The sequence below is a fragment of the Streptomyces sp. CNQ085 genome, assembly GCF_022614595.1.
Classification (GTDB): domain Bacteria; phylum Actinomycetota; class Actinomycetes; order Streptomycetales; family Streptomycetaceae; genus Streptomyces.
On sequence record NZ_JAJFAU010000053.1, the window covers coordinates 1 to 17742 of the forward strand.

General features: G+C 72.4%; 15 protein-coding genes and 1 riboswitch. Of the genes, 9 read left to right on the top strand and 6 right to left on the bottom strand.

All coding sequences use genetic code 11. The features are described 5' to 3' along the window. Positions 1-75: 75 nt before the first annotated feature. Complete coding sequence (locus LJ221_RS11660; protein WP_241716048.1) at positions 76-843, bottom strand: enoyl-CoA hydratase/isomerase family protein; 768 nt, start codon at positions 841-843, stop codon at positions 76-78. A 263-nt stretch (positions 844-1106) separates the two neighbouring features. On the opposite strand from LJ221_RS11660, the gene glgX reads away from it, so the two are divergent. The 3 genes from glgX to LJ221_RS11675 all read left to right on the top strand — a co-directional run bounded on the left by glgX (position 1107) and on the right by LJ221_RS11675 (position 4908). Then, positions 1107-3341 (top strand): glycogen debranching protein GlgX, encoded by a 2235-nt coding sequence (gene glgX / locus LJ221_RS11665; RefSeq protein ID WP_374228431.1) that lies wholly within the window; start codon positions 1107-1109, stop codon positions 3339-3341. 84 nt (positions 3342-3425) lie between these two features. After that, the gene (locus LJ221_RS11670; RefSeq protein ID WP_241716050.1) at positions 3426-3656 is read left to right on the top strand and encodes an EF-hand domain-containing protein; all 231 of its coding nucleotides are present in this window, start codon (positions 3426-3428) and stop codon (positions 3654-3656) included. A gap of 229 nt (positions 3657-3885) precedes the next feature. Then, positions 3886-4908 (top strand): hypothetical protein, encoded by a 1023-nt coding sequence (locus tag LJ221_RS11675; RefSeq protein WP_241716052.1) that lies wholly within the window; start codon positions 3886-3888, stop codon positions 4906-4908. 34 nt (positions 4909-4942) lie between these two features. Here LJ221_RS11675 and LJ221_RS11680 read toward each other — a convergent pair whose 3' ends face one another. The 5 genes from LJ221_RS11680 to gcvT all read right to left on the bottom strand — a co-directional run bounded on the left by LJ221_RS11680 (position 4943) and on the right by gcvT (position 10770). Beyond that, the gene (locus LJ221_RS11680; protein WP_241716054.1) at positions 4943-5716 is read right to left on the bottom strand and encodes a VWA domain-containing protein; all 774 of its coding nucleotides are present in this window, start codon (positions 5714-5716) and stop codon (positions 4943-4945) included. A gap of 494 nt (positions 5717-6210) precedes the next feature. After that, entirely contained in the window at positions 6211-7632 is a 1422-nt protein-coding gene (locus LJ221_RS11690) for an L-serine ammonia-lyase (protein WP_241716056.1), read from the bottom strand. 170 nt (positions 7633-7802) lie between these two features. Further along, a complete protein-coding gene (gene glyA / locus LJ221_RS11695; protein ID WP_241716058.1) occupies positions 7803-9071 on the bottom strand; it encodes a serine hydroxymethyltransferase in 1269 nt (422 codons plus the stop codon). 74 nt (positions 9072-9145) lie between these two features. Next, positions 9146-9523, bottom strand: coding sequence for a glycine cleavage system protein GcvH (gcvH, locus tag LJ221_RS11700; RefSeq protein ID WP_241716060.1), 378 nt, complete (start codon positions 9521-9523; stop codon positions 9146-9148). 119 nt (positions 9524-9642) lie between these two features. Continuing rightward, positions 9643-10770 (bottom strand): glycine cleavage system aminomethyltransferase GcvT, encoded by a 1128-nt coding sequence (gcvT, locus tag LJ221_RS11705; protein WP_241716063.1) that lies wholly within the window; start codon positions 10768-10770, stop codon positions 9643-9645. A 173-nt stretch (positions 10771-10943) separates the two neighbouring features. Continuing rightward, positions 10944-11053, bottom strand: a riboswitch (glycine riboswitch). 222 nt (positions 11054-11275) lie between these two features. On the opposite strand from gcvT, the gene LJ221_RS11710 reads away from it, so the two are divergent. The 6 genes from LJ221_RS11710 (at position 11276) to LJ221_RS11735 (ending at position 17739) form a co-directional block, all read left to right on the top strand. Continuing rightward, positions 11276-11971: an AAA family ATPase gene (locus LJ221_RS11710; protein WP_374228430.1), complete on the top strand. Its 696-nt coding sequence runs from the start codon at positions 11276-11278 to the stop codon at positions 11969-11971. A 94-nt stretch (positions 11972-12065) separates the two neighbouring features. Further along, positions 12066-12845 carry an enhanced serine sensitivity protein SseB gene (locus LJ221_RS11715; RefSeq protein WP_241716065.1) on the top strand — a complete coding sequence of 260 codons (780 nt, stop codon included), beginning with the start codon at positions 12066-12068 and terminating at the stop codon, positions 12843-12845. A gap of 166 nt (positions 12846-13011) precedes the next feature. Further along, positions 13012-13779, top strand: a complete 768-nt coding sequence (locus LJ221_RS11720; RefSeq protein ID WP_241716066.1) for an enhanced serine sensitivity protein SseB C-terminal domain-containing protein — start codon at positions 13012-13014, stop codon at positions 13777-13779. 244 nt (positions 13780-14023) lie between these two features. Further along, entirely contained in the window at positions 14024-15691 is a 1668-nt protein-coding gene (locus LJ221_RS11725) for an ABC transporter substrate-binding protein (RefSeq protein WP_241716068.1), read from the top strand. A gap of 90 nt (positions 15692-15781) precedes the next feature. Then, positions 15782-16786 (top strand): ABC transporter permease, encoded by a 1005-nt coding sequence (locus tag LJ221_RS11730; RefSeq protein ID WP_241716070.1) that lies wholly within the window; start codon positions 15782-15784, stop codon positions 16784-16786. Continuing rightward, on the top strand, positions 16786-17739 hold the full coding sequence (locus LJ221_RS11735; RefSeq protein ID WP_241716072.1) for an ABC transporter permease: 954 nt from the start codon (positions 16786-16788) through the stop codon (positions 17737-17739). Before LJ221_RS11730 ends, LJ221_RS11735 begins: the two co-directional genes overlap by 1 nt. Positions 17740-17742 lie beyond the last annotated feature (3 nt).

The following is a 17742-nucleotide window of genomic DNA, read 5'->3' on the forward strand; positions in this document are numbered from 1 at the left end:
CGCCCCGGCCGTGTGCGCCGGGGCGGAGCGCGGAGCGGCTCGCACGCCGTCCCGCGCCCCGTGCTCCGGCGGGAGTCAGCGAAACCTCGCCTTGCCCGGCCCCTCCTCGACGAAGCTGCGCATACCGGTCTCACGGTCCTCGGTGGCGAACAGCCCGGCGAACCAGGTGCGCTCGATCGCCAGGCCGGTGTCGATGTCCGCCTCCAGTCCGGCGTCGACGCACTCCTTGGCGGCGCGCAGGGCGATCGCCGGCCCGGCGGCCAGCTTCGCCGCCCAGGCGTGCGCCCGTCCGTAGACCTCGGTCGCGGGCACGACCTTGTCCACCAGACCTATGGCCAGGGCCTCATCCGCCTTCACCTGGCGCCCGGTGAAGATCAGGTCCTTGGCCCGGGAGGGGCCGACCAGCCGGGACAGCCGCTGGGTGCCTCCGGCGCCGGGGATCAGCCCCAGCAGGATCTCGGGCTGCCCCAGCTTGGCGTTGTCGGCGGCGATCCGGACATCGGCGCACAGCGCCAGCTCGCAGCCGCCGCCCAGCGCGTAGCCCGTCACCGCCGCCACCACCGGCTTGGGGATGCGGGCCACGGCGGTGAAGGAGTCCTGCAGCCCCCGGGACCTGGCGACCATGGCCGCGTGGTCCATCTCGCGCATCTCCTTGATGTCCGCGCCCGCCGCGAACACCTTCTCCCCGCCGTAGATCACCACGGCCCGTACGTCGTCGCGGTGCGTCGCCTCCTCTGCCAGCTCGCGCAGCCGGTCCTGGGTGGCGATGTCCAGTGCGTTCATGGGGGGGCGGTTCAGCCGGACGGTGCCGACGCCCTCGGCGACCTCAAGAGTCACAGTCATGGGGGCAGGTTAGCCTCCGTTAACGCCGCGCGGTCCGCCGCCTCCCGGCCGTGCGGGTCCCGCGGCGGGCACGGTCCGGCCCCGCTTGGCCCTCACCCGGCCGGAGCAGTGGGACGGAAAGGAGACGATCACGCGGGTGAGGCGGGCGGTCCGAACGGGAACACTCCTGCCAGACCCGGGCACCGGACCCGCGCGGCAGGGACGCCGTGCGGGCCCCGAACCCGCCCCTGCCGCGAGCCGCCGGAGGCCACAACGTGTCGGACGTGTCGAGCGCCCCCGAACAGCACACGCGCCGGGAGTCCCGGTACGCCGGGCCCCCGGCCGCCGCCCCCACCGTCTGGCCCGGCAGCCCCCAGCCGTTGGGAGCCCGCCACCACATGGGCCCGGGCGGAGTGACGGGCACCAACTTCGCACTGTGGTCGGCCGGCGCCGAGGCCGTCGATGTCTGCCTCTTCGGCGAAGACGGCAACGAGGTCCGCTGCCCGCTGACGGAGCACACCCAGGAGATCTGGCACGGATTCGTCCCCGGCGTCGGCCCCGGACAGCTCTACGGCTACCGGGTGCACGGCCGCTGGGACCCGTGGACGGGCGCCCGCTGGAACCCGGCCAAGCTGCTGCTGGACCCGTACGCCCGCGCGGTGGACGGCGAGTACGTCCTACCGCCGGAGGTCTACGGCCACGTCCGCGACTGGCCGCAGCGGCACCTTGCCGACACCGTGCGCGACGAGAGGGACTCGGCGCCGTACGTGCCCAGGGGCGTCGTCGTCGACTCGGCCCTCGGAGCGGGACCGGGTGGCGGAGACGAATGGGCCGACGACCGCCGTCCCAAGACCTCCTGGCCCGACTCGGTCATCTACGAGCTGCACGTGCGCGGTTTCACCATGCGCCATCCCGGCATCCCGCCCGGGCTGCGCGGCACCTACGCCGGGCTGGCGCACCCGGCCGCGATCGAGCACCTGGTGAAGCTGGGCGTGACGGCGGTGGAGCTGTTGCCGGTGCACCAGTTCGCGCACGAGGACCACCTGCTCCGCCACGGTCTGCGCAACCACTGGGGCTACAACTCCATCGGCTACTTCGCGCCGCACGCCGCGTACGCCGCCGGCGGGACGCGCGGCCGGCAGGTGGGGGAGTTCCGCGAGATGGTGCGGGCACTGCACGCGGCCGGGATCGAGGTCATCCTCGACGTGGTCTACAACCACACCGCCGAGGGCAGCGAGCTGGGGCCGACCCTCTCCCTGCGCGGCATCGACAACCGCGGCTACTACCGGCTGGCCGACGACCCGCGCCACTACGCCGACTACACCGGCTGCGGGAACACCCTGCACGTCGTCCAGCCCCAGGTGCTGCGGCTGATCACGGACTCGCTGCGCTACTGGGTGCAGGAGATGGGCGTGGACGGCTTCCGCTTCGACCTGGCCGCGGCGCTGGCCCGCTCCATGCACGACGTGGACATGCTCTCCCCCTTCCTCGCGGTCATCGCACAGGACCCGGTGCTGCGCCGGGTGAAGCTGATCGCCGAGCCCTGGGACGTGGGCGCGGGCGGCTACCAGGTGGGCGCCTTCCCGCCGCTGTGGACGGAGTGGAACGACCGCTACCGCGACACCGTCCGCGACTTCTGGCGCGGGGCCCTGCCGGACGTACGGGATCTGGGCTACCGGCTGTCGGGCTCCAGCGACCTGTACGCCTGGGGCGGGCGGCGGCCGTACGCCTCGGTCAACTTCGTCACCGCCCACGACGGCTTCACCCTGCGCGACCTGGTGAGCTACGAGCGCAAGCACAACGAGGCCAACGGCGAGGACAACCGCGACGGCACCGACGACAACCGCTCATGGAACTGCGGAGCGGAGGGCGAGAGCGGCGATGAGGCGGTCCTGACCCTGCGGCGGCGCCAGTTGCGCAACCTGCTGTCCACCCTGCTGCTGTCCACCGGCGTGCCGATGCTGGTGGCGGGCGACGAGATGGGCCGCACCCAGGGCGGCAACAACAACGCCTACTGCCAGGACAACGAGACCGGCTGGGTGGACTGGTCGCTGCTGGACGAGCCCGCCTGGCGAGAGCTGTACGCCCTGACCTCGCGGCTGATCGCGCTGCGCCGCTCCCATCCGGTGCTGCGGCGCAGGGCCTTCTTCTCCGGGCGTGCGCATGGCCCCGAGGGGCTGCGGGACCTGGCCTGGTTCGCTGGAAGCGGCCGGGAGATGACCGAGCCCGACTGGTACGCGCCCGGCGCCGCGCTGGGCATGTACCTGTCCGGCCGGGACATTCCGCAGCGCGACGGACGGGGCGGCCAGGTGGTCGACGACAGTTTCCTGGTCGTCCTCCACGCCGGACACCAGGACGGGCGCTTCAGGCTGCCGGGGCCGCCGTGGGGACAGGGGTACGAGCTGCTGGTGGACACCGCGCGGGAGGAGCAGCGGGAGGAGCCGGGCACGGTCCACCCGGCCGGTGAGGCGGTCGCGCTTCCGGCGCGCTCGGTACTGGTGTGGCGCGTGCTGCCCTGAGATGTCCGGGGGACTGGTGTGGCCTGTGTGATGGCCCGTTAGGGTGTGCGCGTCACGACCGCACGAGGGAGGGGACGACAGGCGATGGCCGACATGGAGACCGCGCGCGAGGCGTTCGACCGTTTCGACCTGGACGGGGACGGGCTGGTCACCGCGGTGGAGTTCCGCAAGGTGCTGGGCGAGCTGGGGGACTACACCCTCACCGTGGACATGGCCCAGACACTGATCAACCAGCACGACAGTGACGGCGACGGTCTGCTGTCCTTCGAGGAGTTCTGGCAGGCCCGCCAGAAGACCGCCACCCGGTCGGCGTAGGGCCGCTAGTGCCGCGGGGCGGTCACCACAGGGAGCAACCCGGGGTGACCGCCCCGCTTTTCTGTGTCATAAGTGGCTTTTGTCGGCTTATGTACCTGATGCGGCGCCGACCGACGCGGCGGCACCACGCAGCCCGCCGCTTCCGCAGAGCCCGCCACGCCTCCGCACCCTCGACCGGCTCGACCGGCTCGACCGGTCCGGACGCACGGCACGACACCGAAGGACCGCGATGCGCACCAGACGTACAGCCCGCCACCGCCCGGCGCCCCGGATCCCCCACCCGCTCCGTGCCACCCGTGCCACTCGTACCGCCCTGCCGGTCGTGGCCCTGCTCTGCCTCGGACTCGGTCTCGCGCCGCCGGCCGCCCCGGCCCCCGCTCCCGCCGCCCGCGAGACGACCGGCCCCGTCCAGACCTGGGCGGCCGACCTGTCCAGGCTGGACGCCGACGACAGCGGCGTGCGCCACACCGGCGGAGAGCTGCGGACGACCGGTGACTACGGGGTCCAGGTCCTGGCCCCGCACCGGCTCGACCGGCAGGCCAACCGCGTCCGGATCAGTCCCGACGCGCAGGTGCCGGACGGCGCGGGCATCGCCTTCGACGTCCGCGGACGCACCGGGAGCGGCCCGTGGACAGAGTGGCGCGAGGCCGGTGACGCGGCCGGCGGCTCCGCCGTCCTCCCGCGCGCCGTCACCACCGTCCAGGTCCGGCTGGCGATGTGGGACCCCGAGGGCGCGATCCGGCTGCGGAGCCTGGAGGTGAGCGCCGACACCGACCCGGACGCCCGGACGAAACCGGAGGCGGCCGGGCCCGAGTACGGCGCCCGGGTCTTCGCCACCCGGATCGGCCTGGTCGGCCGTACCACCGCCAACGGGCACGTCATCCGGGAGAACGACCGCTTCGTGGCCCTGCCCTCCCGGCGGGGACTGTCGCGCAAGGGCGGCCGGGAGTACTCGGTACGGGTCTGCGGCCCGGCCCGCTGTGTGACCGCCCCCGTGTGGGATGTCGGACCCTGGAACATCCGCGACGACTACTGGAACCCGTCCTCGGTGCGCCAGACCTTCCGCGACCTGCCGCGGGGGGTGCCCGAGGCGGAGGCCGCGTACTACACGGGCTACAACAGCGGACGCGACGGGAAGGGCCGCCGGGTGCTCAACCCCGCCGGCATCGACCTGGCCGACGGCACCTTCCACGACATCGGGCTGCGCGACAACGGCTGGGTGACGGTCACCTACCTGTGGACGGGCAGCTGACCGACGCGTGCCCCGCCGCCCGCGGCCGCCCGGGTCAGCGCACGATGCCGCCGTCCCGGGCGGCCCGCAGCCAGTCGGGGAACTCGCCGGTCAGCCGGTCGTACAGCTCCGCGTCGGGTATGGCCCGCGGGTCGGGACCGGCGGGGAAGAACCCGGCATTGTCCACCGCGCGCCTGCCCGGCACGGGCAGTTCGTCCAGCTTCCGCAGGAAGCGGAACTCGTCCTCCCCGAACCCGACGAACTGCCAGAACAGCGGCAGCTCCGAGGCCTCGCACAGCACGCGCTCGGCGGCGCTTCTCGACGTGGGGCCGCCGTCGGTCTGGAAGACCACCAGCGCCGGATCGGTGGAACCGCTCGCCCGGTAGTGGCCGATCACCGCCTCCATCGCGAGGTGGTAGTTGGTGCGGCCCATATGTCCCAGGCAGGAGTGGAGGGCCTCGACTCGCCCGGCGTAGTCCTCCAGCGCCACCTCGGAGGTCCCGTCCACACCGGTGCTGAAGAAGACCACCGGTACCCGCCCGTCGTCGTCCAGGTGCGCGGCCAGTCCGAGTACCCGCTCGGCCAGGTGCTGGACGGTGCCGTCGCGGTAGTACGGCCGCATAGACCCGGAGCGGTCCAGCACCAGGTAGACCGCGGCGCGCTGCCCCGACAACCGGTGCTTCGCCAGACTGACCTCTGCCTGTTTGTACAGGCTCACCAGTCCGGGAGCGACGGCCTCCACCTTCTCCAGACTGATCGCCGGTCCGGACCCGGAGCCGGTCTTGGACCCGGGCCCGACACCCGGCCTCTTGACGTAGCCGACGGCCATGACGCCCCCCTCGTGCTCGGTCTTGTGATCGGTGCTGCGGACGCCGAGGTTAGCCCAGAGCGGGCGGCGGCAGTCCTCCTGTGGACAACCGGCCGCGAACGGCGGTTCTCGCCCCGGTGTGCCGGGGACCCGCCCGGCATGGCTCATACGGACGTACAGGAGATCCCCGTTGCCCTGAAGGACGCCGACTTCCCGGCGGACAAGGACGAACAGCCGCGGGCCGCGCAGGCCGGCGGGGCGTCCGGCCCGCCGCCGAGGAGACCCTGGCCGCCGCCCGCACCGGCGATCTGCTCTCCCATCCGGACGCCGACCACCGTTTCCACCTCGGTCTGCTCTCACAGGCGGGCGATTCCCGCCTGGTGGAGACCGTGGGCGGTCGCGATCTCGGACGCGCCCGCGCCGCCACGGGGCGGGGCGGGGCGGAAAGCGGACGTCCCGGCCCGAAAGGAGTACGGACCGGGGACGACGGGGCGAGGGAGGAGCGGGACGCTTCCTCAACACTCGATGACGTTGACGGCCAGCCCGCCGCGGGCGGTCTCCTTGTACTTGACCTTCATGTCCGCACCCGTCTCCTTCATCGTCTTGATGGCCTTGTCCAGGGAGACGTGGTGGCGGCCGTCACCGCGCAGGGACATCCGGGCCGCGGTGACCGCCTTGACCGCGGCCATGCCGTTGCGCTCAATGCACGGAATCTGGACCAGGCCGCCCACCGGGTCGCAGGTCAGGCCCAGGTTGTGCTCGATGCCGATCTCGGCGGCGTTCTCGACCTGCTCGGGGGAGCCGCCCAGGACCTCGGCGAGGCCGCCGGCGGCCATGGAGCAGGCCGAGCCCACCTCTCCCTGGCAGCCGACCTCGGCGCCGGAGATGGAGGCGTTCTCCTTGAACAGCAGGCCGACGGCGCCCGCGGTCAGCAGGAAGCGCACGACCGTGTCGTCGTCCGCCCCGGGCACGAACTCCATCGCGTAGTGCAGTACGGCCGGGATGATGCCCGCCGCGCCGTTGGTGGGCGCGGTGACGACGCGCCCGCCGGCGGCGTTCTCCTCGTTGACCGCCATCGCGTAGAGCGTCAGCCACTCCATGGCGTGTGCGGCGGCGTCCCCCTCGGCGCGCAGCCGCCGCGCCGAGGCGGCCGCGCGGCGGCGCACCTTCAGACCGCCGGGCAGGATGCCCTCCCGCGACAGGCCGCGGGCCACGCACTCGCGCATCACCCGCCAGATCTCCAGCAGCCCCGCGCGGATCTCCTCCTCACCGCGCCAGGCCCGCTCGTTCTCCAGCATCAGCGCCGAGACGGACAGGCCGGTCTCGCGGGTGGCGCGCAGCAGTTCGTCACCGGTGTGGAAGGGGTACCTCAGCACCGTGTCGTCGAGTTTGATGCGGCCGGCTCCGGCCGCCTCCTCGTCCACCACGAAGCCGCCGCCCACCGAGTAGTAGGTCTTCTCCAGCAGCGGCGTACCGTCGGCGCCGTACGCGGCCAGGGTCATGCCGTTGGCGTGGTACGGCAGCGAGCGGCGGCGGTGCAGCACCAGATCGCGGTCGACATCGAAGACGATCTCATGGCCGCCACCGCCCTCACCGCCCGCGGGGCCGCTCCCGGAGCCGTCCTCGCCGCCGGCGGCGAGCAGGCCCAGCCGGCCCGAGTGCCGCACCCGCTCGACCTCCGCCTCCGCGGCCTCGACGTCGACAGTGCGCGGCGAGTGGCCCGCCAGGCCGAGCAGCACCGCCTTGGGTGTGCCGTGGCCGTGGCCGGTGGCGCCCAGCGAGCCGAACAGTTCGGCCCGCAGCGAGACGGTGCGGTCCAGTACGCCCTCCTTCCGCAGCCGGCGTGCGAACATCCCGGCCGCCCGCATCGGGCCGACGGTGTGGGAGCTGGAGGGGCCGATGCCGATGGAGAAGAGGTCGAAGACGGAGATGGCCACGGTGGCGGACTCCCTTGTCTGCTCGTGGTTCGCGGCCCGCCGGGTGCGGCGGACGTGGGGTCCCGCGGGTGTGCGGGGGCGGGAACGCGGTGCCGGAGGGGACCGGTCGGGACCGGCGGGCCGGGTGCGCCGTCGGCGGAGGCGGCGCACCCGGGTGCCGTGCCGGGGACTTAAAGGCCCGGGTACAGCGGGTGCCTGTCGGCCAGCGCCGAGACGCGGCCGGCCAGTTCCTTGGCCTTCGCCTCGGCGAACGAGGGCTTCAGCGCCTCGGCGATGACGTCCGCGACCTCGCGGAAGTCGTCGGCGGTGAAGCCGCGCGTGGCCAGCGCCGGGGTGCCGATGCGCAGGCCCGAGGTGACCATCGGCGGACGCGGGTCGTTCGGGACGGCGTTGCGGTTGACGGTGATACCGATGGAGTGCAGGCGGTCCTCGGCCTGTCGGCCGTCCAGCTCACTGTCGCGCAGGTCGACCAGGACCAGGTGGACGTCGGTGCCGCCCGACAGCACGGCGACGCCCGCCTCGGTCGCGTCCGGCCGCGTCAGCCGCTCGGCCAGCAGCTTCGCGCCCTCCAGGGTGCGGCGCTGGCGGTCCTTGAACTCATCCGTCGCCGCGATCTTGAAGGAGACGGCCTTCGCCGCGATGACGTGCTCCAGCGGGCCGCCCTGCTGACCGGGGAAGACAGCGGAGTTGATCTTCTTGGCGTGCTCCTGCTTCGACAGGATCACTCCGCCACGCGGACCGCCCAGCGTCTTGTGGGTCGTGGTGGTGACCACGTCCGCGTACGGCACCGGGTTGGGGTGGAGACCCGCGGCCACCAGGCCGGCGAAGTGCGCCATGTCCACCATCAGCAGCGCACCCACCTCGTCGGCGATGCGGCGGAAGGCGGCGAAGTCGAGCTGCCTGGGGTACGCCGACCAGCCGGCGATGATCAGCCTGGGCCGGCGCTCCCGCGCCAGCCGCTCGACCTCCTCCATGTCGACCAGGCCGGTTCCGGCGTCGACGTGGTAGGCGGCCACGTCGTACAGCTTGCCGGAGAAGTTGATCCTCATACCGTGGGTCAGATGGCCGCCGTGCGCCAGGTCCAGGCCCAGGATGGTGTCGCCCGGCTGCAGCAGGGCGAACATCGCCGCGGCGTTGGCCGAGGCGCCCGAGTGCGGCTGGACGTTGGCGGCCTCGGCTCCGAAGAGGGCCTTCACCCGTTCGCGGGCGATGTCCTCGATCACGTCTACGTGCTCGCAGCCGCCGTAGTAGCGGCGGCCGGGGTAGCCCTCGGCGTACTTGTTGGTGAGGACCGAGCCCTGGGCCTGGAGGGCCGCGACCGGGGCGAAGTTCTCCGAGGCGATCATCTCCAGGGTGCTCTGCTGACGGCGCAGCTCGGCGTCGACGGCTGCGGCGACGTCGGGATCGACCTCGTGCAGGGAACTGTTCAGAAGCGACATCCGGGTCTTTCCGATCGTGGTGGGCTGGCGGCGGACGGCGGATCCGGGCGCGGAGGAGGCGGGCGGGCCGCCGCTCACTCGCCGGTGAAGGCGGCGTACTCGTCGGCGGACAGCAGGTCCTCCGGCTCGTCCGTCACCCGAACCTTGAACAGCCAACCGCCCTCGTAGGGGGCGGAGTTCACCAGCGCCGGGTCGTCCACCACGTCCTGGTTGACCTCGGTGACCTCACCGGTGACCGGCGCGTACAGGTCGCTGACCGACTTGGTCGACTCCAGCTCGCCGCAGGTCTCGCCCGCGGTCACCGTGTCGCCGGCCTCCGGGAGCTGCACGAAGACGACGTCGCCGAGGGCGTTCGCCGCGTGCTCGGTGATGCCGATCGTCGAGACGCCGTCCTCGGCGGCCGACAGCCACTCGTGTTCCTTGCTGTAGCGCAGCTGCTGGGGGTTGCTCATGGCGTGATTCTCCTGATCAGGGGTGTGGTGTGGGAAACGGGTCTTGCCAGGTGGGACGGGACCCCGGGCGGGTGGTGCGGGAAGGGGCGGTCGGGCGGGCGGTACGGCGGCCCGGGCCGTCAGCGCTCGCGCCGGTAGAACGGCAGCGCGACGACCTCGTGGGGCTCATGCGTACCGCGGATGTCCACCGCCACACCTTCGGTGCCCGGGGCGGCGTGGGCGGCGTCCACGTATGCCATGGCGATCGGCCTGCCCAGTGTGGGGGAGGGGGCGCCGGAGGTGACCTCGCCGATCACCGAGCCGTCCGCGCCGACCACCGCGTACCCGGCGCGCGGCACCCGGCGGCCGGCGGCGACCAGGCCGACCAGTTTGCGCGGCGGGTTCCCGGCGGCCCGCTCGGCGGCGGCCTCCAGGGCGGCGCGGCCGGTGAAGTCGCCGGGCTTGTCGAACTTCACCACGCGGCCGAGCCCGGCGTCGAAGGGGGTGGTGGAACGGGTCAGCTCGTTGCCGTACAGCGGCATGCCCGCCTCCAGCCGGAGCGTGTCGCGGCAGGACAGCCCGCACGGCACCAGGCCCGAGTCCGCGCCGGCCTCGGTCAGCGCCCGCCACAGCGTCTCGGCGTCGCCGGGCGCGACGAACAGCTCGAAGCCGTCCTCGCCGGTGTAGCCGGTGCGGGCGATCAGCGCCCCCACGCCCGCCACCGTGCCGGGCAGCCCGGCGTAGTACTTCAGGCCGCCGAGATCAGCGTCGGTGACCTTCGCCAGGACGGCGGGCGCCTGCGGCCCCTGGACGGCCAGGAGGGCGTAGGCGTCGCGGTCGTCGCGCACGGCCGCGCCGGTGAGGCCGGAGGCGTCGAGCCGCTCGGTGAGGGAGTCCAGCACCACCCGGGCGTTGGAGGCGTTGGCGACGACCAGGTACTCCTCGGCACCCAGCCGGTAGACGATCAGGTCGTCGAGGATGCCGCCGGACTCGTCGCAGATCATGGTGTAACGCGCCCGGCCCACGGCGACGGCGGACAGATGGCCGGCCAGGGCGCGGTCCAGCAGCTCGCCGGCCTGCGGGCCGGTGACGGCGATCTCACCCATGTGGCTCAGGTCGAACAGGCCGGCGCGGGTGCGCACGGCGTTGTGCTCATCGCGCTCGCTGCCGTAGCGCAGCGGCATGTCCCAGCCGGCGAAGTCGGTCATGGTCGCGCCCAGGGCACGGTGCACGGCGTCGAGGGCGGTACGGCGGGGGGAATCACTCATGGTGGGCAGGCTCCCGGGCGAGGTGGCGATGGCGTGCGAGGACGGCGGGAAGGGCACGTCCTCCCCATCTGTCATCGGAACCTGAGAGGTTCACCGAGAGTCGCCCGGGCGGGCCACGGCTTGCACCTTGGGTGGAGCGGCTCCCCTCGGAGCCGCCCGCTTTTCAGATCTGCCTCGTCCACACGGTATCGGGGCCTGAGAGATTCAAGGGAGGACTTGCTCCTTCGGCGCCCCGGAAACCGTCGTGACCAGCGTTTTCCGGGAACTCTCCCGTGCGGACTCGATCGGCCGGTATGCAGTTGACACGCTCATCATCGCACGCCCGGCGCGCACCACCCCCGGGCGGGCGCGAAGCCGCGCCGACGGGTCCGCGACGAGAGGGGTGACGGGACGGGTACGGCACCGTGACACACCTGGTGAGCGGCCGTCTTGTTCACCGCCCCCCTTCTTGACACGCTCGGGGTGACGCCGCGAGCACGTGGCGCGAAAGGGGAGGGCGTATCCGGTGAGCAGCCTGGAAAGTGCTTGTACGGCACAGGGCGGAGCGCCGCCCCGGCGCAGGAGCGCGCCGCGCAAGGCGGTGCCCGCTGCGGTGCCCGGGGCGGTGCCGGCCGCCGGGCCGGGGAGCGTGGGCGGACGCGATCTGCGCGGCACGGCGCAGGTGCGGGTCCTGCGCTTCCCCGCCGGGGACCGGGTGGTCGTCTCCGGGCTGCCGGGCAGCGGCAAGTCCACCCTGATCCGCCGTGTGGTCGCCGACGGCGCGGCGGTGCGGATCGACTCCCAGGACATGCGGGAGCGCTGGGAGCGGCGGATGCCCGCCCGGCTGCCGTACGCCGTCTACCGCCCCCTGGTGAGGATCGCGCACTACCTCGCGCTGCGGCGGGCCCTGGCCTCGGACGCCGGCGTGGTGGTGCACGACTGCGGAGCCCAGGGCTGGGTGCGCCGCTGGCTGGCCCGGGACGCGCGGCGGCGCGGGCGGGCCGTGCACCTGCTGCTGCTGGACGTACCGCCCCGGGTGGCGCTGGCCGGCCAGGCGGCACGGGGGCGGGGGGTCTCGGCGTACGCCTTCGCCCGGCACCGGCGGGCGGTGCGCCGTCTGGTGGCGGACGCGGAGGCCGGGCGGCTGCGCCCGGGCTGCGTCGCGTCGGTGCTGCTGGACCGGACGGCGGCGGGGGCGCTGAGAGCGGTGGAGTTCGAGTGACCCCACGACCCCCGCGTCCCACGGCATCCGCCCCCGTGGAGGCGGGCACGGCCGACGGGCGGACACACCCGTCCGGCGCCGATAAGGTTTTCCCATGACCATCCCGCAGCAGTACGGACCGGGGCACGGCGGCGACTGGCCCGGCAACGAGCTGGAGGAGACCCTCGCCGCCTCCCTCGGCGCTCCCGGAGCGGGCGCCCGGCTGCTGGAGGTGCTCGGACGCAGCAGTCTGTGGGTGCCGCTGCCCGAGGGCGGCGGACCGGCCGACCCCAGCCTGGATCTGCCCACGATCCAGCTCGACGGGGCGCCCCACGTCCCCGTCTTCAGCTCCGAGCGGCAGTTCCGGCAGTGCGCCGGCTCGCATCTGCCCTTCGCCGTCGCGCCCGCGCGGGAGTTCGCCCGCGGCCTGCCGCCGCAGGTGGGCATCGCGGTCAACCCCGGTGGCGCCGTCGGCGTCCCCCTGCCCCCGGACGCCGTGGCCGAACTGTGCCGGGAGGGCGGGGCCGAGGGGATCCCGGGGAGGGCGAGCGGCGCCCGGGTCCGGCTCTTCGAGCCCGACTGGCAGGAGGAGCCGGTGGACTTCCTGGCCGCCGCGGCCGGTGAGTTCGCGGTGCTGGAGCAGGTCCGCGCCGCGCGCCGCGGCCTGGCCAGCGTCGAGGGCGACCCGCCCGCGCTGTTCGTCGGGGTGGAGCTCGACCTGCTGGACCCGCGGGCCCGCGCGGCGGCGCACGACGCGCTCGGCCGCGCGCTGGGCCGGGAGCCGGTGCGCTGGCCGGTGCAGATGGTGCTGCTGGACGCGGCCCAGGACCCGGTCGTGGACTGGATGCGCCAGTGTGTGCGGCCCTTTTACACCCGACAGGACCGGCCGTACTGACGTCCGGGCCGCCCGGTCCCCCGTGCGGCCCTGCCCCGGGGCCCGCACCCGGAGCGGGGCGAGTGGCCCGGGCCCTGCCGGGCACGGACCGTAAGCTGGTTGGATGTCGGGACGGGACGCACGCGCGGCCCGGTGAGCGAGGACGACGCGAGAAGGGGCGGCCCACGTGAGCGCGGGTGGAAGCGTTGAGCAGCTGCTGCGGCAGGTGGCGCCCGGGCGGTACGACACCTATGAAGCGCTGTTGCACGCCCTCGCCTCCGGGCAGGTGTGGATGCTGCTCTGGCACGGCCGGGCCGGCTCCCCCGACGCCCAGTACGGGAACATGGAGGTCGCCGGGCACGGCTACGCGCCCTGTGTGACCTCCGGGCACGAGCTGGCCGCCTCCGGCTGGAGCAGGGCCCACGAGGTGGCCGGCGGACGCGACATCGCCGCCGCGCTCTTCCCCGACCGCTGGGGACTGTGGCTCAACCCGCACGCGCCCGGCGGCGGCGTCGGCATTCCCTGGCTGGACCTGCGCCGGATCGCCGGCGGACTGGAGAGGCTGCCCGCCGGACCGCTGCGTATCGGCGAACCGACCGTGGACGTAACGCACTTCTACGCCCAACTGGTGCACAACGCCCACCGTACGCCAGCGGTTCGCACCCTGCGCCGGGCCTGGGTGCAGCCCGCCCTGGGCGCTCCGCGACTGGTGATCGGGCTCGATCTGTACGACTTCGCGCCGCAGGCGGTGGAGTCGGTACGGGCGATGATGCGGCAGTCGGTGGCCTCGGTGCCGGAGGGACTGGCGGTCTCCACGGTGTCGATGTCGGACGAGTACGACCCGGTCGCCATGTGGCTGCGGGCCAACTCCCGGCCGTTCTTCGACCGCGACGCGCACGCCGCCGCCCCCGCGGCGGCCCCCGGGCACGGCTACGGCTACCCCCGCCCCTACTGACGCGGCCTCACCGCCCGCCCGGGGTGGCGCGGCGGTGCGCCCGGGGCTCCCCGGCGTCGGCCCCCGGCCCACCGGAGATCGGTGGTTTCATCCGGTATCAGTGCTTTGACCTGCGCCGCCGCCGTTCCGGGCGCCAGGGTCTCAGGTCTATATCACCGACATGCGGACAGTTCACACCGATGGTTGGGCGCAGTACTGTTCGGGCGACCAGCAGTCAAACCGTCACCGACCCCTGAGGTGGAACATGCGAATAACCGGTTCCAGGGTCGTCCAGACGATCGCGGCGGCCCTCGCGGTTGGTGTGATCGCCACTGGATGTGCCAGTGAACGAGGCGAGAACGACGAAGGCAAGGGTGGTGACACCTTCGTCTTCGGAGCCGCCGGGGACCCGGGCTCCCTGGACCCGGCACTGGCCAGTGACGGTGAGACGTTCCGGGTCACCCGCCAGGCTTTCGAGGCGCTGATCGAGCACGAGCCGGGCGGCAGCAAGCTGGTCGGCGGCCTCGCGGAGTCGTGGAAGGCCGACGAGAGCGGTACCGAGTGGACCTTCAATCTCCGCGAGGGGGTGAAGTTCCACGACGGCGAGGAGCTGACCGCCGAGGCGGTGTGCAAGAACTACGACCACTGGTTCAACTGGACCGGCACGTACCAGGAGATCGCGGTCTCCTACTACTGGCAGAAGATCTTCGGCGGCTTCGCGGAGAACGAGAACAAGGACACGTCCGAGGCCAACTACAAGGGCTGCGAGGCGAAGGACGAGCTGACCGCCGTCATCAGCGTGCACGAGGCCACCGCCAACCTGCCCGGCGGCTTCTCGCTCCAGGCGCTGGCCATCCACTCCCCGAAGGCCATCGACGCCTACAAGGAGGAGGAGCTGAGCGGCGAGGGCGACACCATCTCCTACCCGAAGTACAGCCAGGAGGCCGGCACCGTCGCGGGCACCGGTCCCTTCAAGATCACCGAGTGGGACAAGGGCAACAAGGAAGTCACCCTCGAGCGGTTCGACGACTACTGGGGCGACAAGGCCGGCGTCGAGAAGCTGGTCTTCCGTACCATCTCCGAGGAGTCCGCGCGCCGCCAGGCGCTGCAGGCCGGCAACATCCACGGCTACGACCTGGTCGCGCCCTCGGACGTGAAGACCCTGGAGAACGAGGGCTTCCAGGTCCCGGTCCGCGGTGTGTTCAACATCTTCTACATGGGCATGTCGCAGGAGGCGAACGAGGCCCTGGAGAAGAAGGACGTCCGCCAGGCGATCACCCACGCCATCGACCGCGAGAACATCGTCAAGACGCAGCTGCCCGAGGGCGGCGTGGTGGCCACCCAGTTCATGCCGGACACCGTCGACGGCCACTCGGACGAGGTCCCCACCTACGAGTTCGACACGGACAAGGCCGAGGACCTGCTGAAGAAGGCCGGCGAGGAGAAGCTGAAGGTCACCTTCTGCTACCCGACCGAGGTCACCCGCCCGTACATGCCCGCCCCGGCCGACATGTTCGAGCTGATGAAGTCCGACCTGGAGAAGGCCGGTGTCACCGTCGAGCCCAAGCCCATGAAGTGGGCCCCGGACTACATCGACGCCGTCGAGGCCGGCACCTGCGACCTGCACCTGCTGGGCTGGACCGGTGACTTCAACGACGCCTACAACTTCATCGGCACCTGGTTCGCCGGCTACGACGAGCAGTGGGGCTTCCGCGACGACACTGTCTTCGACGCGGTGAAGGGCTCCAGCGCCGAGGCGGACGCCGTCAAGCGGGTGGAGCTGTACAAGAAGGCCAACGAGGCCATCATGGAGTACATCCCGGGCATCCCGATCTCCTCCTCCCCGCCCTCCATCGCGTTCGCCGAGGACGTCAACCCCCCGAAGGTCTCCCCGCTGACGCAGGAGAACTTCGCAGAGGTCTCCTTCAAGTAAACGCATGACCGCGCGCAGGTCCGCCCGGCCACGGCATCCGAAGTGGCCGGGCGGACCTGCCCATGAGGACCAAGAAAGGGGCGTCGCGGGGTGTTGCGTCTCGTCGTACGAAGACTGCTCCAACTGATACCCACCCTGCTGGGCCTGTCCGTTCTGCTGTTCATCTGGCTGAACCGGCTTCCCGGCGGACCCGCCGCGGCCATGCTCGGCGAGCGTGCGACCGAGGCGGACAAGGCCCGCATCGAGGCGGCCCTCGGGCTCGACCAGCCCGTGTGGGTCCAGTACGGCCGCTTCCTCAGGCGGCTGTCCGAGCTGGACCTGGGGGTCTCCACCCAGACCGGCCAGCCGGTGTGGGACGAGTTCACCCGGGCGTTCCCGGCCACGGTGGAACTCGGCATCTCGGCCATGATCGTCGCCGTCGCCGTCGGTGTCCCGCTGGGCTACTTCGCCGCCCGCCGGCGCGGCAGCTGGCTGGACGTCACCGCGGTCTCCGGCTCCCTGGTGGGCATCTGCATCCCGGTGTTCTTCCTGGCCTTCCTGCTCAAGGCCGTCTTCGCCGTCCAGCTCGGCTGGTTCCCCAGCTTCGGCCGCCAGACCACCGGCCTCGACGCCACCGAGGTCACCGGTTTCTACGTCCTGGACGGCATCCTCACCGGCGAGTTCGACGCGGCCTGGGACGCGGTGAGGCACCTGGTGCTCCCGGCCCTGGCGCTCGCCTCGATCCCGCTGGCCATCATCACCCGTATGACCCGGGCCAGTGTCCTGGAGGTGCTCGGCGAGGACTACGTGCGCACCGCCGAGTCCAAGGGCCTGAGCCGCCAGGTGGTGCGCGGCCGCCACGTACTGCGCAACGCGCTGCTGCCAATCGTCACCGCCGTCGGCCTGCTCACCGGCGGCCTGCTGTCGGGCGCGGTGCTCACCGAGTCGGTCTTCGCCTTCGGCGGCATCGGCTCGTTCATCAAGACCGCCATCGACGAGCGCGACTACCCGGTCCTGGTGGGTTTCATCATGTTCATCGCGGCTGCGTACGTCGTCATCAACCTGCTGGTTGACCTCGCCTACAGCCTTATCGACCCGAGAGTGCGGGTGCACTGATGAGCACCAAGACCGACAAGATCGACCGGCTCGCCGAGCTCACCGCCTCCACCGAGACCTCCACGGGCGCCAGTCTGTGGGTCGAGGCCTGGCGACGGCTGAAGGCCAGCAAGATGGCCGTGATCGGCGCGTGCGTCATCGGTGTGTTCGTGGTGGTCGCGGTCGTGGGCCCGTGGATCGCCCCGTACAGCCCCACCGCGCAGCTGTGGCGCGGTGAGGTCCTCACCAACCAGAACGTCTTCGTCGGCCCCCGCGCCGAGAACTGGCTCGGCCTGGACCACCTGGCCCGCGACGAGTTCTCCCGGCTGCTGGTGGGAGCCCGCCAGACCCTGCTGGTCGGCATCGTCGCCACGCTGCTCGGCTTCACCGTCGGCGCGCTGGTCGGCGGCGCCTCGGGCGCCGCCCTGGTGCTGGGCGGCAAGGCCGGCCGCCGGATCGACACCGCCGTGATGCGCGTCATCGACATCATGCTGGCGCTGCCCTCGCTGCTGCTGGCCGTGTCCGTCGCGGCGGTCCTGGGTCAGTCCCTGACCACCGTGATGATCGCGGTGGGCGTGGTGCAGATCCCCATCTTCGCCCGGCTGCTGCGCGGCGCCATGCTGGCACAGGGCGGCTCGGACTACGTGCTGGCCGCCCAGGCGCTCGGAGTGCGCAAGCGGCGCGTCGCGCTCGGCCACGTGCTGCCCAACTCACTGAGCCCGGTGATCGTCCAGGCCACCCTGAGCCTGGCGACCGCCATCATCGAGGCGGCGGCGCTGTCCTACCTCGGCCTGGGCAACCCCGACGCCGCCGAACCGGAGTGGGGCGTCATGCTGGCCCAGGCGCAGGGCTACTTCGACAGCGCACCGATGCTCGCGGTCTACCCCGCGCTGGGCATCATCGTCACCGCGCTCGGCTTCACCCTGCTGGGCGAGGCGATGCGGGAAGCCCTCGACCCGAAACTGCGGAGTTGATCA

Bases quoted from the DNA above. Each gene is read 5' to 3' on its own strand.
- LJ221_RS11660 (WP_241716048.1), bottom strand. From the start codon at position 843: ATGACTGTGACTCTTGAGGTCGCCGAGGGCGTCGGCACCGTCCGGCTG.
- LJ221_RS11670 (WP_241716050.1), top strand. From the start codon at position 3,426: ATGGCCGACATGGAGACCGCGCGCGAGGCGTTCGACCGTTTCGACCTG.
- LJ221_RS11675 (WP_241716052.1), top strand. From the start codon at position 3,886: ATGCGCACCAGACGTACAGCCCGCCACCGCCCGGCGCCCCGGATCCCC.
- LJ221_RS11680 (WP_241716054.1), bottom strand. From the start codon at position 5,716: ATGGCCGTCGGCTACGTCAAGAGGCCGGGTGTCGGGCCCGGGTCCAAG.
- glyA (WP_241716058.1), bottom strand. From the start codon at position 9,071: ATGTCGCTTCTGAACAGTTCCCTGCACGAGGTCGATCCCGACGTCGCC.
- gcvH (WP_241716060.1), bottom strand. From the start codon at position 9,523: ATGAGCAACCCCCAGCAGCTGCGCTACAGCAAGGAACACGAGTGGCTG.
- gcvT (WP_241716063.1), bottom strand. From the start codon at position 10,770: ATGAGTGATTCCCCCCGCCGTACCGCCCTCGACGCCGTGCACCGTGCC.
- LJ221_RS11715 (WP_241716065.1), top strand. From the start codon at position 12,066: ATGACCATCCCGCAGCAGTACGGACCGGGGCACGGCGGCGACTGGCCC.
- LJ221_RS11725 (WP_241716068.1), top strand. From the start codon at position 14,024: ATGCGAATAACCGGTTCCAGGGTCGTCCAGACGATCGCGGCGGCCCTC.
- LJ221_RS11735 (WP_241716072.1), top strand. From the start codon at position 16,786: ATGAGCACCAAGACCGACAAGATCGACCGGCTCGCCGAGCTCACCGCC.